Raw genomic sequence first — 17,275 nt, forward strand, 5'->3', positions numbered from 1 at the left:
TAGAATGCTAAGAAGAGCTTTGAGTTTTCTCTAGGAGGGTGAGTAGCTTAGGTAAATGGCGTACCGAATCTCTGTCCTTTTCTTTTTCCAGTTCAGAAAGGTCTTGCCATGGAACAAGGTTGGGTGACAGACGTTTGTTATTGTTCTTACCACCGTGATGATATCGCCAACCATTGAGCTCTTTTTCTGCACGCCACCGGTCGTGTTCCATCATTGCCAATATTTCGATGTTGTCATCAGTTAGTAGTGCGCTGATCGCTTCAGCAGTGTATGAATCTTCACCGAATATTTTGCGGCACTTGATATGTAAGTGGTCGGCCTGGTTTCGGTTGGCATCTTTTAAAGTTTCCGGGAGCTGCTGCCAATCTACAAGGGAGGCATTGGTCGCCAATGTATCATTCACTTCAAGTTGTGAGTCCCTGTAGTTCTTGTGAATGGCCATTGCCAAATGATCCTGGTGGGTATTAATAATATTGTCGAAATGACAACTCTCTTCCATAACCTTTACACACGCAAAGTGACTGCTGTCTTTCAGTTGCCGTTCTAGCATATCTGGGAAAAACCCATCACCCGATTCACAAGTTACAACTGGGAAAGCAAGCTCCAGATTCATAAGCACTTGTGCCCAAGAGAGAGCCTGCTCTGTATTGTCGGTGTGTAAATAAGCAATATCGGGCTGGATACCATTAAAGACCTGTTGACAGTAGGAGGCGTTTAGAACACTTATCTGGGTGTCGTGGGCTGAAATACGAAGGATGCTGTCCAGTGCAGGCTGGGCACATATTAACGCGTTTACATTCTTGCTGGCGTGAGCAGAAATAACGCAAATTTGCAGAGGCTGAGACTGACCGTAGTGGCCAATACAGGCAAGGCGAATAATCAGTTCTTCAATAAGGGCACTTTCACCGATTAATGCAATAGTAAGTGTGCCATGAGTATTAAGCTTATTGCCCAATATCTTGTCTGGACCGTATTCCCCTAGCAACCACCGAGCCGCCAACTGTTCATAATCAATAATACGGGAGGAGAAATTAGGTTGATCGGTGGCAAACAGCGGTTGTTGATAAAGTACTTGGGTGATTTCCCGGTTGCTGATACGAACAGCACAGCTGATCGGTGGCAGTGCAGCATCTGATTGCCGCTGCTGAAAACAATGATAAGCCGTTTCCAGGTTAATGTGATCATCCTCAGTGACGGCCAGCAAACACATCGCGTTGCGCATATTGGCTTGCTTCAACAAGGCTAAGTCAGCAGGGTTGCCGACCAGAATAAAAGCGCCTTTTTTTCGAGTCTGGCCAATATATTTATTCTGGTTGTTGGCTTCGATTACGACAGTAGTTATGCCTTCTGTCAGCAATGTATCCAGAGCTCGTGTACTGACCGAATCTAAACCACATATGATGGCATGACCACTGAGGTGAGATATCCGCCGTTGCAATAAGCGGTTGCTCATCACCGTGGTAAATGTTTTAAATGCGGTATAACTCAGACAAGCTGGCGCAAGCCAGCGTGCGATCTCAAGAGCAACTGGTATATCGCCAGGCTCAATGCTCACCTGTAGAAAAAAGACGCCTATCGCGTTGTACAAGATGTCCAGAAAACTGGCTGGTTGTGAAGTGGTTTGATAGTGCTGGGTAAAACCGAGTATAGCCAGTACCATAGCCAAAGCCATACCTATGCCAATGGCAGTCCGTTCAACTCTGGAAAAGATCAAACTCCGTGAATCTTGCATGGTAAGCGATCGTTACTCTGGCTTGCTGTTCTGATTCGATTTGATATATTGATTGTTGCCCATATACCTTTTGAGCACAAGCAGTGTAAGCCGCTCTTCGTATAGCCAAGAGCATGAATAGAATACACAACATGGATTGCCTGATGAGTAGAAATCTGGAGCATCAAGGCTATAAAACTATCCTGCTCACTTCTTGCGGGCTATACCCTCAAATTATCACCGAGATTATCTATGCGTTGAGCCAAAAACCTCAACCCGTTGTGCCTAATGAAATTCAAGTGATTACTACGGAAGTTGGTCTTGAGAACATTAAGTCTCAATTATTGGATAAGACCAGCGGCCACTTTTATCAGCTTTGCCGGGAATATGGTCTTAACGACACACACTTTGAAGCCAATAATGTGCAGTTGTTAGAAACCGCTACTGGTATCCCTTTGGATGATATTGAGACCTTAGAAGATAACGAAATAGTGGCTGACACCATTACAGAGACTGTAAGGTTACTAACCGCCCAACCTGATACAGCATTGCATGTGTCTCTGACAGGTGGGCGCAGGACCATATCTTATTACCTAGGTTATGCGCTGTCTTTATTTGGCAGGCCTCAAGATAGGTTGTCGCACACCATAGTGACTCATGCCTTCGAAGCCGATGATGAGTTTTTCTACCCCAATAAAAAAGCCACTTATATAACCGATAGGGCAGGCAACAGGCTGAATACGCAAGATGCGAAAGTGCAGCTGGTCGAAATTCCCTTTGTCAGACTGCGAGAAGGTATGCCTGTAGAATTGCTTGAAGGTAAGGCAAGCTTTGTGGAGGCAGTTTCTTCGATTACTTACAACGCCCATACGACGTCTATGAAATTGGATGTCACTGAAAAACGATTATGGTGTAACGGTAAAGAAATAAAACTGTCACCTATTCTTTTTGCCTGGTATGCCTGGCTGGTATTCAGGCGAAAAGGATTGTCCGGTATGCAGGGGAGAGTAGCTGTTCGGAGCCGGGATCATCATTCATTTCTAAGCTTTGCCAAAGCGTTGTATGGAACAGAGCATATTAGTATCAAGCGCGCTGAACAATCTCTTGCCGGAGGTTTGACAATTGACTATATTTCCGAAAAAAATTCTAGAATAAACAAAGAGTTGCTAAATTCACTTAAGTCGCAGGCGGTGCATTTTAAGGTGGCTGCCTATGGCAAACGTCCAAATACCGAATATGGCTTGCCGTTAGCGCCTGAAAATATCATTACCATAGGGCATTCGTCTTTTTCAGGTGGAGAGGAGCAGTGAGCCTGGAACACCACTTGTATGGTGAAGGCCCTAAGCACATCCTCGCTTTGGACGGTGGCGGAATAAGAGGGATTATATCTCTGGCTTTTCTGGAGAAAGTAGAAAAACTGCTGGCAGAACATTACGGCACGGGTAACAAATTCCGCCTTTCAGACCACTTTGCACTTATCGGTGGCACATCCACCGGCTCTATTATTGCCACTTGTTTGGCGCTGGGTTATTCGGCTACCGAGCTGATAGAACTTTATCGCGTATTATCTAAAAACATATTTGCTCAAAAGCAATGGCTAGTGGGCGGCCTGTTAGCACCTAAGTTTCCTTCAAAACATTTGGTCGATTTGCTGGAACGCCACCTTGGCGAGACTACTCTGGGCTCCAATAAACTCCACTGTGGCTTAGGTGTTATTGCCAAACGGCTAGACACCCACAGCACTTGGTTGTTTCATAATCATCCACGCGGCCCGTTTTATAGCCACGGCGATTACAGCCATCACGATATGGAATTTACCGCCAATAAAAATCTGCTCTTGCCGAAGCTTATACGTGCCAGCACTGCAGCTCCCACGTATTTCGAGCCAGAGTTGATCGATATTGCCCCAGGTGTTGAAGGCGTATTCGTGGATGGTGGAGTTAGTCCTCATAACAACCCTGCATTGATGTTATTTATGTTGGCGACCATAAAGGGCTACGGTTTCCGCTGGCCAATGGGAGAGGATAAATTGCATGTACTATCGATTGGTACTGGCGCTATTTCCCCGATTGGCGGTGATGTTAAAAAGAAAACACCGGCAGCTAAGTTGGCATTCAATTCCATGATGTCACTCATGTCTGACTGCGACAGCTTGGTGCAGACCATGATGCAATGGTTGGGGCACTGCCCAGCGCCCTGGTTGATAGATAGCGAAATTGGAGATTTGTCGCAAGATCAATTACATCAACCAGCCTGTACGTATAGCCGATTAAATGTAAGGCTGAACCGGCAGTGGTTAAGTGAAAACCTAGATTACGATATAGATGATAAAACTCTGCAACGTATTAGCCGAATAGATCAGCCCGGAGCGGTTGATTTATTGCTGGAAATTGGGAGGCGAAGTGCTGAAAATCAAGTTGGCATTGAAGGGCTTATTGTGGAATCACAGAGCGGACAGTAGGCCTTAATAAGCCATGCGTTTTTTTCATAATGAACCAATGGCAGGGTTCGAGCTAAGCAGGAGTTTATCTAATAGCTTTAACAGGTTTTTTATACGGCTTTGATGTTTGTTAATGGTATTGGAAATTAGGTTGCTAACGATTCCCTACTACATTTCCTTTGGCATCTAGATATTGAACACTGGATTGCTGGTGCTGCTTATCGTAAGCAAATAGAATCTCAGCAAAACCCAATGCGCTGGTGTATAAAGAGTCATCGGCGTTGAGAAAAGAAACCCTGGTAATATCTTGGCGCGAATTATAGATAAGTTTCAACTGTATAGTGCTGGTATTTGGCAGGGTGGCTTTGATGCGCACTGGCAACCCCTTCGCATTGTAGCTGCTACTCACCTGAGTAAATCCGTCAAACCCCGCCTTAGGTAAATTGTTTGCCCCAAAAAACTTCTGATTTATGATGTGGCCACGGGCATCGAACTGTTGTCGAATACGGGCAAAACCACCCTTTTTTAGAGACTGCAGGGCCTTTTCATCGTGGATACCACGTAGTATCAGAGTTTGCCAGCTACCCAAAACGCTAGAGAGTTCTTCATTGGCTAACAAAGTATTGGTACGATCAATTGGTTGACCATCCGCGCCAAAGTAATGTTCTTCAATAAGTCTGCCTAGCAAATCTCGCTTGGCTGTGGATTTTGCAAACCCGCGATTGTTTAATACCGGCTGGCTGCTCGTGCCAAAAAAGCGTTGTTCTACAACATGGCCCTGTTCGTCGTAATCGGCAGTAATTTTGGCATACCCGCTTTCGTGCAGAATGGGCTGGTTATCGATACCGAAGTAGGCTGTCTCAGTGATATTGTTGCGTTGGTCAAATACTTGTATGCCTTTGGCATAGCCGTCTTTGTTTAAAATAGGCTGGTTATCAATGTTGAAGTAGGTGACTTCTCTTATATTGCCCCGTTTGTCAAAAGTCCGTATGAATTTGGCATAACCCTCTTTGTGTAAGGTGAGGCGATTATTGGTGTCGAAATAGGCTGCCTGGGTGAGGTTGCCACGCTTGTCCCATGTTACCGTGGCTTTGGCATAACCGCTTTTATTTAAAATGGGTTGGTTATCGGTGCCGTAATAGGCTTGTTTAATGATATTGCCGCGCTCGTCATAGCCGTGTGTAGTCTTGGCATATCCCCCTTTGCCCAAGGTAAGCTGGTTGTTGGTGTCGAAGTACGCATGTTCAACGATATTGCCGCGTTGGTTATAACGTTTTTTGACCTTGGCGTAGCCGTTTTTAACTAAAGTGGGTTTACTGTCGGAGCCCCAAAAAGCTTCTTCTATAATGTTGCCGCGTTCGTCAACAGTTTGTGTGAGTTTTGCAAAGCCGTCTTTGGTAGGAGAGAGCTGGTTGTTGGTGCCAAAATAGGTTTGCTTGATAAGGTTGCCCCGTCGATCAAATGCCTGTGTGATTTTGGCATAGCCATTTTTGTTCAGGGTGGGCTTATTATCGGTGCCGAAATAAGCTTGTTCAGTAATATTGGCCCGCTGGTCGAATTTTTGTGTGAACTTAGCATAGCCATTTCTGTTCAGGGCGGGTTGGCCATTGAGACCAAAGTAGGTTGTTTCAATAACGTTGCCCCGCTGGTCAAATGCCTGTTTGAACTTGGCATAGCCATCTTTGCTTAAGGTAGGCCGATTGTGAGTGTCTAAGAGAGCCTGTTCTATAACATTATCCCGTTGATCAAACACTTGAATCATTTTGGCATATCCATCTTTGTGCAAAACGGGCTGGTTGTCGGTGCCAAAATAGGCTTGTTCGAGGATATTGCCTCGTGAGTCAATTACCTGTGTGAGCTTGGCATAACCATCTTTATGTAAAGTGAGATGATTGTTAGCATCAAAGTAGGCGACTTCAGTAAGGTGACCTCGCGCATCGTGGCGCCAAGTAGTTTTGGCATAGCCGTCCTTGCTTAAAGCAGGTTGGTTATCGATACCTACAAAAGCTTGTTCAGTGATTTTACCTTGCTCATCATAGTTGGCGATTATTTTTACGATGCCTTTCTTATTAGCTGCAGGTTGGTTTTTGATGCCAAAGTTGGTTTGTTCAATAAGGTTGCCCTGCGGATCAAATACCTGTGTGAACCTGGCATAGCCTTCTTTATGCAGGATAGGTTGGTTATCGGTGCCAAAGAAGGCTTGCTCGATAAGGTTGCCCCGTTGGTCAAATATTTGTGTGAACCTGGCATAACCTTCTTTATGCAAAGTAGGTAGATTGCCGGTGCCAAAGAGGGCCTGTTCGATAAGGTTTCCACGCCGGTCAAAGGTTTGGATGATTCTGGCATAGCCATTTTTGTGCAGAATGGGACTGTTATCGGTGCCAAAGTAGGTTATTTCGGTGATATTGCCTAGTCTATCGTAAACCCAGGTGACTTTGGCGTAGTTATCCAGGTATAACGTGGGTTGCTTGTCGGAACCCCAATAGGCTTCTTCGATGATATTGTCTGAGTCGTCAAATACTCGTGTAAGCTTGGCAAAGCCCCCGCTATTTAGAATTGGCTGGTCGTGGGTGTCGAAATAAGCCTGTTCAATAGTGTTACTGCGTTCGTCGTACATTGCGGTTATTTTTGCGTAGCCATTCTTGATTAAGGTGGGTCGATTATCGGTGTCAAAGTAGGTTTGTATTGTGGCATTGCCTCGTTCATCAAATACTTGTGCTTTTTTGGCGTAGCCACTTTTGTGCATCAAGGGCTGGTTGTCGGTTCCCAGGTAAACAATTTCGGTAATATTGTTGTGCTGATCATGGGCCATTTGAAATTGAGCAGGACCTTGGTCACTGCTAACCAAGTCACCTTGCTGGTTATGTAGACTGATGATAGTGGGCAGCCATTGGCCGTTCCTAGTCAGATGGATGTGAGTAATGCCATTCTTGAGGGTAAGAGGCTGCCCAGCAAGGTTTAGGTAGCCAATGGATATAAGTTGCCCATGATTGTTGTAACGGTAGGTGCGCCCGGCGCTGCCACTGCTGTCTTTGGTTTTAATGCCACGGTGAGTTTCAAATTCCCGCCGAACAACTTGGCCATTAGCGTCAAAGGTGACAAAGTGTTGGGAAATTTCTGATTTTTGATGGCCGGCTCCTAACAGAGATTGAAAAGTAGCCACTTCGGCAACTCGGGTTCGGCCTTCAGCGTCTTTGGCTTTAAAGGCGATAGTGGCTCTTTGGTTATCGTCGGTAAAGGTGTAGCTTTGCTCAACTTTTTGCTGGCCTTTGCTGTCAAACAGGGTGATTTCATCTATTCGCCCCTTCCCGTCGTACTGAAAGTGCCACAGGGCCACTCCTTCCAGCCAAGCGGGAGTCTGATACGCCTCTGATAACGGATTGAGTTTGTGCGCGCCAGTCTGCCGCAGCATTCGAATGAGTTGGCGCCGCTGGTACTGCAAAGCGTAAGCCACATTCATGCGCTGGGCCTGTGCTTTGCTTAGTGGGCCAACTCCTTTGGGTTTGCCGTATTCGGTGATGTAGTCCATGTAGTACTGGGTTTTAATACGGTTGTAATCCCACCACCACGCAGTTCCTGACAGGCTAAGTATCAATAAGCTGGCCACCAATGCGTAGCGGTTGCGTTGACGTCGTTTTTGACGCTGGAGTTCGCGTTGTTCCAGGTCGTCATAGCGACAGCGCAGCATGGCAGCCAATATTCTCACTAGAGCCCGGTGTTTGGTGTCTCTGTGTTTTTCGTCAGAGCGAGGCCGTACATCCGCGGCTAAGGGTTCCACTTGCTCTGTATAACGTTCTTCTGTGCCATCGGGCAAAGTGCGTGTCTTGACCGTTTGTAATAGTTCTGGCGGAAAGCTGTCTTCAGGTTCGCCTTCCACCAGTAGTGGAATAATACGATCGCCACGCCCCATTTCCTGAAATAGTGTGATTTCCCGTCGAACCCAATGGGAAGAAGGGGTGTTGGGAGAGCAAATGACAAGTAAAAATTCGCTATTTCGCAGCGCTTCTTCCAATTGGCTGCCCAGGTTACTGGAAGCGGGAATTTCGTCATCATCCCGAAACAGCCTACCAACCCGCTGTGCTATGCCCTCTGTGATCAAAGTTTTGGGCGTGCGGTATGTTTCCAGAGAATGCATCAACCACTTGGCCCACTTCCGGTCTAAATCGGCGTGGCGATAACTGATAAACGCTTTGTAGTTGTAGTTCTGTACTTCCATATCGCTGGTTTTTGCCTATCCGTTTGTTTTTTACTTTAGCGCTTTAAAAACGCCAGTTTTTTCAGTGCGGCATTTCTAATCTTGGGAAACCGATCTTGCTGAGCCGCATACAGCAACGCTTTTTGTATTTCTTTGGTCAGTTCTCGGTCACGTTGTTCTATCTTTATCAGGCATTGAGCCAAAGCCAACGCTACTTGGGGGCTATTGGACGTTGCGGCTTGCTTTTCTATTGCGCAAGTCTCGGCGGTTGTTTGCTTTTCAGAGCCAGAAAGATTTTTATTAATTGTAAACATTAAGTACGCGGAGGCTGAATCGCCACTGTCAATGGCGACTTTTAAATACTGCTTGGCCTTCTCAGTATCTCCGGCTTTGATTGCTTGTTGCGCGATAAAGCGGTTTGCAATCCAGAGTCCTTGTTGAGCGGCCTCTTCTATTAATTTTTTCGATTTTTCAGGGTTGTCCTTTATCAATAAAAGAGCCAAATTGTACTGTGCGGCTGAGCTTCCCAATGAGGCTGCATTTTCGTAGTACTTGATGGATTTTTGCAAGTCTTTATCTACGCCAAGGCCAGCCATGAAACCTGCAGCTATTAATAAGTTAGATTTGATTGGAAATGCTTCGGAAGATTTTTTCAAATCCTCAAAATCGAAATAAATCAAAAATTCTTTCAGGTAATCCAAGCTGGAAATATTCGGTGTGCTAATACTGTCTATCGATTGAAGAAAGTCATTTGGCGTTATCGATGAATGTCGCAATTGAAAGGGATTTATGCGACTATTGCGTTCCCAAAAGGGTTGGATATCGCAAACATTTTTCCCTAAATAGCGCTTTAAAATAGGCGCTTGGTGAATATCTTCTTGAGAAATAATCAGAGATTGCTCGGAAAGAGAGCCATTGCAAGCGTTTCTGCGTATATTCTCTATGTTGGCTTCATTGGCAAAAAAAATGTCCCATAAATGAATGCGGTTCCAGTTGCTTGTTACAGCTAAGCCTCGAGTAGTATTAACGGCATACCCACCCTTTACTCCCGCCCCAAACTTATTTACAGACGCTGTGATGACTTTTGAATCGGTTGAAATCAGATTCAGGTGAGTTTTTGTTAATGAGTTTTCATAGACGCCGAAAATTCGGTCAGTAGAGTTAGAAAACTCTACACTGTCTGGAGATACCCAGGATCCAGAGCTCCACTCAAAGCGGTACTCCTTGGTGTTTAGATTTAGCACTCCGGTGGAGTAGTAGCGCTTTACGTTGAAGCCTGATAAGTATACTTCCGGCTTGTGCGGCGAAAATTTGTGAGAGTTTACGTTTAAGTATTCTTTGTTGGCTGCTTTGGTGTCGATTTCACTGAAGCTAGTTGTGTCTAATACTTGGAATTTTCCAAATTTTGATGAGGTGCCTAAATAGCTGCCGTCTGGCGAAAAGCTTAGTGATAAAACAGGGTTTTTCTTTTTATTGTGTGACTCGTATATTAGCTCTTTGTTGTCAGTTCTCCATACAAAAATACCGCCTTCCTTAGTTCCTATCGCTGCCAAGTTTCCGGACGGGTTGAACGCAATGTGTGAAACGTGGCCAACAGGGCCTGAAAACTTTTCTGGTTTTTCCGGCTTCTCTACGTTAATGACATATATACCCTCTTCGAGGGATGCCAGTGCAAATGATTTTTGGTGGTTTTCCTTTACAGATAATATTTTGGAATTCAATACGCTGAACTCTGGGCTTGAGAAGTTGCCGTTAATGGATTTGATGATTTCTCCATTCTCAAGGTACGCAATAACACCGCTGCCTTTAGGTAGCCAGTGAGCGTGAATAGTTTTAGGGTGTCGCCATTTATCCAGTGCAAAAACAGGTCTGGCGTTATCAACAGCGTTTTGGGTTTTTGATAGGTCAAAGACGGAAGCGTTGTGCTCTGAATAAACGAAAAATTTGTTTCCATCTTCTGAGAAAGAAATGCCTTTTGGTGTTCCCTTAAAAGGCAGGCTGGTTATTCTATTGTCTATATTTTTAACCGACCAAAGATTGGCACTGCCATTGGAACCATACGTCAACACAGAATGATTTTTTTTCAAAAAATAAGTTTGCGTAACTGCCGATCCGTCATGGCCTTGCAGCTTAAAATCGGCATTATTGACTGGTGTTAATGAGATATCCCATGCGCGAACAACACCAGAGCTGTGAGACGTTAATATCTGGCGATCATGCGCGCCAAAGATTATCTCAAGAAATGGACTTGGGGCTTCAAAAGAGGCTTTAATAACCCCTTTGTTTAGGTCGTATATATTCGCTGATTTTGCTCCGTCCATTCCGCCGTATAGCGATGCAACAAGAATGGTTTCATCGTCGCTTAATAAAAGATTAGTTAAATGTTCAGGTTTAACCTGAATTTTTTTTATTTCTCTAAAACTTTCTGAATTTATTATAGAAAGGTAGTGCTCTTTGCTTGGTCTCTCTCCAATTCGCCTTTGAATATAAAACTTTGTGCCCGATTTGTTGGTGGTTGCTATCTCTATACTTTCCTTGCTGCTTCCAATGCTATTGATGTCGCTCTGGGTTATAGGATTCCTGGTTTTTAAAACATAGTCTGATGACTTTCCTTGTTCAAGGTGCAAGTAAATAATATTTTTCCAGGGAACCCAGTCAATTTTTTTTAACCGATTGTCTGCAAATTTTTCGTGATCGATGAGCTTTCCAGAAGTGATTTCCCATACTTGATATCGGTTGCCACCAGAAACTAGCAAATACTTTCCATTGTAAGAAAAAGAAGCCTTTATAACATTAACTCCCAAAGATGGGGCTTTCCAGATTTCTTTCTGAATATTTAAATCAATAATTCGAGTTACAGCATCTCCTGTGACCAGCGCCAACCAGTTTTTAGTTGGGTGGTAGGTGATACTTACTATATTGCCTACGTCGAGGGCGAATTGACTGATAAGGCGGTGTCTATCGAAGTCAAAAACGGTTATCTCGTTATTGGTTGTAACCCCAGTTAGTTGAGTTTTGCCAGGGCTTATTGCAACCGTACTAAACGGCTGTCCTGGCTTATTTATTTGAAGCATGATTGGCTGTGAATGTAAGGCGCGAGAGAGTTGATCTCTAGCTTCATCGGATTTTGGGTGCAGCGGTCCAGGGAGAGTGGCCATCATAGCGTATCGTATGGCTCTGTCGTATTGCCCCCTGTCGTCGTCTGCTTGGCTGTCAACAGCGTCACTTTGCATTTTGGCCAGTTGTGCAAGAAATATAGAGCGCTCTTTGTTGAGTTCTCTGGTCTGCTGAAATAGCTGACCCGCGTATACTGTCATTGCAGCGAATGCAACAATAAAGAACAGGCCAAACAGTCGTCGGCTTCTCTGCCGTTGCCTAACTTGTTCCCGCTGTTCTAGATCATCGAAATGGCATTTTAATAAAACTGCTAGAATTCTTATTAGCGCTCTATGGCGGGTAGCTTTGTGTTTTTCATCAGAACGGGGGCGTACATCCGCGGCTAGGGGCTCCATTTTCTCTGTATAACGCTCTTCTGTGCCATCGGCCAAAGTGCGTGTCCTGACCGTTTGTAGTAGCTCTGACGGAAAGCTGTCTTCAGGTTCGCCTTCCACCAGCAGTGGAATAATACGATCGCCACGGCCCATTTCCTGAAATAGTGTGATTTCCCGCCGAACCCAATGGGAAGAGGGGGTATTGGGCGAGCAAATGACCAGTAAAAATTCACTATTTCGCAGCGCTTCTTCCAATTGGCTGCCCAGGTCACTGGAGGCGGGAATTTCGTCATCATCCCGAAACAGCCTGCCAACCCGCTGTGCTATGCCCTTTTTGATCAAAGTTTTGGGCGTGCGGTATGTTTCCAGAGAATGCATCAACCACTTGGCCCACTTTCGATCTGCATCGGTATGTCGATAGCTAATGAATGCGCGATATAAGTAGTTGTGTGCCACAGTGCTGTTGCTCATAGAGGTTTCACATCATTAGTGATGGGTAAAAGGAGTGCTGTGCTGCATTCAAGGGTTGGTTGTTGTCTCACTGGAACTTTAATTATCACTGTGTAAAAGCTATTTTTAAATCATAACACTTTATGGCTAATTTACCGCTGCAGCGATGCCCACAAGTTTGTGGCAGATGCACGCTTTAGCTTGTTGGGCGACCATTGCTTGTATAGAGTAATTCCCAAACCAATAAGCTCAGGGAATAGACGTGAACGGCATAAAAATAACAGTTCTTGATGGTAAAACCCTTGACGGCGACACCGAGTACTTTTTTGCTCGTGAGCAAGACTATATTGTGCTTGGTCGCGATGCGGACATTTGCCATGTGATCTTTGAAGACTCCACGGTTGAGCTGGGTGTTGGCAATGAACATATTGGCCTGCGGCGTAGCTTGGGGCGCTATCAGCTGGACCTGAACAACGCACACTCCGTCCGTATTGACGGCAAAGAACCTTACGAAGAGCAAGAAATCTCCGGCTCGGTAGAGTTGTTGCTAGGGCTGGTTGTTCGGGTGCGTGTGGAGGTGTTGGACAACCGTAAGTCTGAATTGCCCATGGTGGAACACCGCTGGCAACCGGGGCAAGTGGCCCAGCGCAACCGAAAGTTGCTGAAGTACACACTGCCTATTGTCGCTGGTTTGATAATTGCCGGATTATTGTTTTTCCGTGATATCGGCAAGCTCGAAGGGGACTTGACGACGGTATCACAGTCACTGGAGGGGTTGAATCAAGCGCAAACCAGCATACCACTGTCGACTATTAACGATGTGCGTGAGTCGGTGTATCTGGTGTTAATCCAGAATGACAGTGAAGGCGAACGCCTGCATGGTACTGCCTGGGTAACCGATAGCCGCCAACTGGCCACCAACGCCCACGTCGCCGAGAAATTTAATTCATTGAAGCCGGGCGAAAATATGTTGGTTCGGTCATCGGTGCCGCCCTACCAGACTCATCGAGTTACACAAGCGGTTTTACACCCAGGCTACCGTGATTTTCACAGGCTGTGGGAAGATTACTTGCCGGTTCAAAAAGGCTTTAATGCCCTGGAGTTGATGAGAACCGTATCGGCAGCGGACGTTGCACTGCTAAATGTCACCGATAACGAAGAGCTGGCATCGCCGTTGGCTTTGGCCACTGCTGATGAGCTAGCGGGGCTACAAGCAGGAACCCCCGTTGCTTTTGTGGGTTTTCCTGCGGAAAAGTTATTGCCCGGTACCTTAAAGCAGCCAGTTCCGGTGGTTCAGCAAGACGAGATAGTGCGGCTTACAGACTTTTTTATGACCGCCCGAGACGACAACAACAACCGCCTGATCCAGCACGGCATTCCCATGATTGGAGGTGCCAGTGGCAGCCCCTTGTTTACGCGCAAGGGCAAGGTTATCGGTATTGTTAGTGCAGTCAATATTGCCATGACTTCCCGGGGGCGGGTGGCAAACCCGGCGGACATTAACTTTGCCCAACGAGTGGATTTTTTATTCGACTTGCTGGCAGGAAAGTCTGAGCTTACCAGCCAAAATTACCTGGATCAGTGGTCGCAGAGCCTGGGTGGCTTTCAAAAAGGCATTGATGCCTCGGTTTTTGAAGTCGCTGAGAACGTAAAGGGAGTTTTTGGCCTGAGTAAGCCATTCAATGAGGTAGTTGTAAAAGGCAGTTTTGAAGCTATTAACAATTCCTCGTCATCATTGCTTAGCAGCGTAAATACAATGTCTTTCACCAAAGCAGGGGTTCATTTGGTCACCGTGCAATCAAGGGCTAGGCGCATTCAACTAAAGCCAGTAAGTGCTGACAGTAAAGTCATTGAATACACCTATCCGATTCCTTACGGGAATTTTCTCGGCTATCGGCTATTTATTACCGATGGCCCCACAGAGGTCGATTTGAAGTTGGCGACTCGTGTCAGTGCGGATGCACCAGAAGACACAGTCAGTTATCAAATTAACCAAACGTCCTGGCAAGCAGACCCGGTAGCAGCCAAAAAGCAATTTGCGATTCACCAAGTAAAAGCATCAAAGGGCCTTCAAGGTGAGCCTCAGGAGCTAATGACATTGACAGGCAACACAGGAGAACGAATAGACGGAAAACAGGAAACTTACGTTACTCAGGAAATAGACCTCAATGTTGCGGGCTATTATCTGTTTATTACTAACCCAGTCCAACCCGGCGACCTGAATACTCATCTATTCCAAGGTAAAAAGTCTATCGATAAAGATCTGAGATCTCGCCGTGAGGCTTATGTTTTGTATCGTAAGAAAGAATCTGGTTCAGAAGTTTTGAAATTAGTAACTTCCAGTAAACAGGAAAGCCTGGGGTTTTCGGCTACTGTTTATCACTGGCCAGAAGAAAAATAATAAGCCGTTGACGCAACATCAGCTTTTACCTAGCTCTTATCGGCTTTTACTATCAGTCAATTCTGTAATTTGATCTTCTATCTGCCTGATCAAGTCCTCATCATCACGTGCCACTCCGGGGAAAGGTCAGAAGCGTTTGATATGTTGTTGGATATTGGGCTGTGGGGTGAAAAAAGCAGGTGGTTACCGCCTTTGTATAGGGATTTGGTGTATATGGATTTTTCCAAATAGATAGCTATTCGTTCATGATTCGAAAGACAGGTGTTTCACTGCCATCAATCAAAGAAAATCGAAAATATACCGCCTGAGGCATTTCTTGCACGAGTAAAACTTCTCTCCTTTTCTGATAAGCATAAGGCCGATCTATCCAACCTACCTTTAACTTATTCATCGTTTGTGGCATGTGCCTGAATCTGCGCTTTTTGGATTTTTCGTCAAGTTGCTCATTGCGTTGCACTTCATCCATATAATCTGAGACTCTGCTTTCTAGTGCCCGATATTCTTTTTCCAGGTTGTAACCAGAAAAATCCTTTAAATTTTTCGGATCAAAACCCCACTCCATCTTACTGAAAACATGTTCAACAGGCTCGGTCAGATCAATACTGCATACAGAGTATTCCACGTTAGTATTGTGAACTTTCGACTTGTTGCACCGAATAAAATGTTGATTTTCAAAATTTATGGAATAGCTGGCTGCCAAAGGAAGCCATTTTTGCCAATTGACTTTGTACTCGTATTCATTTTTATTATTGTTAACATCAATAACAGTTAACTTGATATTTGGGCCCTCGCTGCCGTCATAAGTAACACCTAGGCTGTCTGCTGGTATATGATTTGCAGTGAATTCGCCACTTCTTTGCTTGGTGAATTTATTTATTCCACCCTCGTGTATAGTCCAGCTGATTTCTTTTGCAGCTGATACGAATGGAAATAAATGCCAAGTGCTATGTTTTCTATAATATCCGCCACCTGGTTCTGAATTAATGAATAACCTAGGCGAATTTTGGGCAAGCCCTTCTAATTCAAATACAGCTACCTTGCGGAAGTTTTGATGGTTGGTGTTGGCATCGTGATGCTCGGAGACAGAGTTGTCCGTGTATAAGGCAGAGTAACTTAACTCATTTAGTGGTGTAGAAATGACGAACTCTAATTGATTGCCATTTATTGAGTCAAGAAATAGGATGTCCGTATTTTTTTGATCCGATTCTAATGGTAGTTCAATTGTCTTATTTTTTGTATGAAAGTAAATGGATTTGAATAGATTTTTTACTTTAGCATCACTCCCCACATTTAATCTGCAAAGGCTGAAATTTCCGAAATAAGAAGAGCACCAAAGTATCCTTCCATTTGAAAATCTTTCTTTTGTACGCTGGAGTCGATCTTGTCTTCTTTTTTCTTCCCACTCCTCATTCTGCTTGGTTAGGCTTGCATTAAGAAGATCTTTTTGTTTTTGCAAGTTTTTTTGTAATTGGTCGAAGTTTAGGTTGTACTTGAATGGACCAATCACTACTCCCTTTTGGGTTTTAATTTTTACATCAACAAATTCTGCCGGGCCTTTTAATTTTATCGGGGTGTGGGTGTTGAAATAGGCTGTTTGGCTAAATTCTTCTAGTTCTGATCCATCTGTAAATTTTAGAATGTATGTTGATCTTTCCAACTCTTTCCACAGTTTTGGATGATAAACAGGTTGAATGCTAACTCCTAGTTCCATGTCTTTGTGCATAAATGTAGACAAAGTTAAATCATCTTTGTCAATGTCCTTCGCTTTAGAAGGAATGGAGTCAAGTCCCAATGCTTTTAAGCTATCAGCTCCTGACTGAGTATCTTTGCTTGAAAAAAGAGTTATCCCCAGAAGGCCAATCAAAAGTACAGCGATTAAAGCAATCATGTTTCTTTGCGCAAATCGAAGGGATTTGTCCAGAGTAGATAGTGATTTTAAATCGCTTGAATAATCACCACCTTTGCTCTCATGAATTTCCTTGGCTAGATGATCCACATGATCCAGTAAGCTACCCGACCATGCATCTATCCACTGAGTAACGGAAACATAAAAACTCAACTTTGAGGATGGCTGAACATCTTCAATACGGACAGGAAATATGGGTTTTCCAGATTTTCTGGCTTCCTCGGCTTCGGCGGCCACATTGATGGAGTTATTTGCAGATTCGGATAAAAGCACCACAAGACAGCGCGATTGTTGAACTCCGTAGACTATTTCTTCTGCATATGCTTTCCCTGGTCGTATATCTCTAGGGGCTATCCAGCACTTTAATCCTCTTTCTTCAAGGGACTCACATATTTCATACGCCTTTTCCATATCTTTCGATGAGTGGCTGATAAACGCTGCATAGCCGGGTAGTTTCTTATCGTTGTCCACTAGAATATTTTCCTTTAATCAGGCATTTAAACTTCAGTAGTTGATTCAAGCGTTGCAAACTGTTGATGTAACCAGGCTAGCTCGCTGCTGGTCTTCTTCGGTAGTGATATCCAAGAACGTTTTGGCTGTTGGATCACTGTTATTGCTATCAACCATTGCAGAATTCCTTTCAAAAACCCAAAGAATAGTAAACCCCAGTCGCGCTAAAGA

The 17,275-nt window shown here is 44.7% G+C and carries 7 protein-coding genes; 3 read left to right on the top strand and 4 right to left on the bottom strand.

Annotated features, from left to right (window positions below; genetic code table 11):
• Positions 1 to 7: 7 nt before the first annotated feature.
• Positions 8 to 1,732, bottom strand: coding sequence for an NAD-binding protein (locus KFE80_12955; protein ID UTW45250.1), 1,725 nt, complete (start codon positions 1,730 to 1,732; stop codon positions 8 to 10).
• Between the two features lie 143 nt (positions 1,733 to 1,875).
• Between KFE80_12955 and KFE80_12960 the strand changes: the two genes are divergently transcribed.
• Positions 1,876 to 3,021 (top strand): TIGR02584 family CRISPR-associated protein, encoded by a 1,146-nt coding sequence (locus KFE80_12960; protein UTW45251.1) that lies wholly within the window; start codon positions 1,876 to 1,878, stop codon positions 3,019 to 3,021.
• A complete protein-coding gene (locus KFE80_12965; protein ID UTW45252.1) occupies positions 3,018 to 4,172 on the top strand; it encodes a patatin-like phospholipase family protein in 1,155 nt (384 codons plus the stop codon). The genes KFE80_12960 and KFE80_12965 overlap by 4 nt, the downstream gene beginning before the upstream one ends.
• 133 nt (positions 4,173 to 4,305) lie before the next feature.
• Here the strand turns inward: KFE80_12965 and KFE80_12970 are convergent, their stop codons facing one another.
• Positions 4,306 to 8,367 (bottom strand): toll/interleukin-1 receptor domain-containing protein, encoded by a 4,062-nt coding sequence (locus KFE80_12970; protein ID UTW45253.1) that lies wholly within the window; start codon positions 8,365 to 8,367, stop codon positions 4,306 to 4,308.
• A 35-nt stretch (positions 8,368 to 8,402) separates the two neighbouring features.
• On the bottom strand, positions 8,403 to 12,308 hold the full coding sequence (locus tag KFE80_12975) for a TIR domain-containing protein (protein UTW45254.1): 3,906 nt from the start codon (positions 12,306 to 12,308) through the stop codon (positions 8,403 to 8,405).
• Between the two features lie 241 nt (positions 12,309 to 12,549).
• Between KFE80_12975 and KFE80_12980 the strand changes: the two genes are divergently transcribed.
• Entirely contained in the window at positions 12,550 to 14,688 is a 2,139-nt protein-coding gene (locus tag KFE80_12980; protein UTW45255.1) for a trypsin-like peptidase domain-containing protein, read from the top strand.
• A gap of 235 nt (positions 14,689 to 14,923) precedes the next feature.
• Here KFE80_12980 and KFE80_12985 read toward each other — a convergent pair whose 3' ends face one another.
• The gene (locus KFE80_12985; protein UTW45256.1) at positions 14,924 to 17,065 is read right to left on the bottom strand and encodes a TIR domain-containing protein; all 2,142 of its coding nucleotides are present in this window, start codon (positions 17,063 to 17,065) and stop codon (positions 14,924 to 14,926) included.
• Between the last annotated feature and the right edge of the window lie 210 nt (positions 17,066 to 17,275).

Source organism: bacterium SCSIO 12696 (assembly GCA_024397955.1).
Classification (GTDB): domain Bacteria; phylum Pseudomonadota; class Gammaproteobacteria; order Pseudomonadales; family Porticoccaceae; genus SCSIO-12696.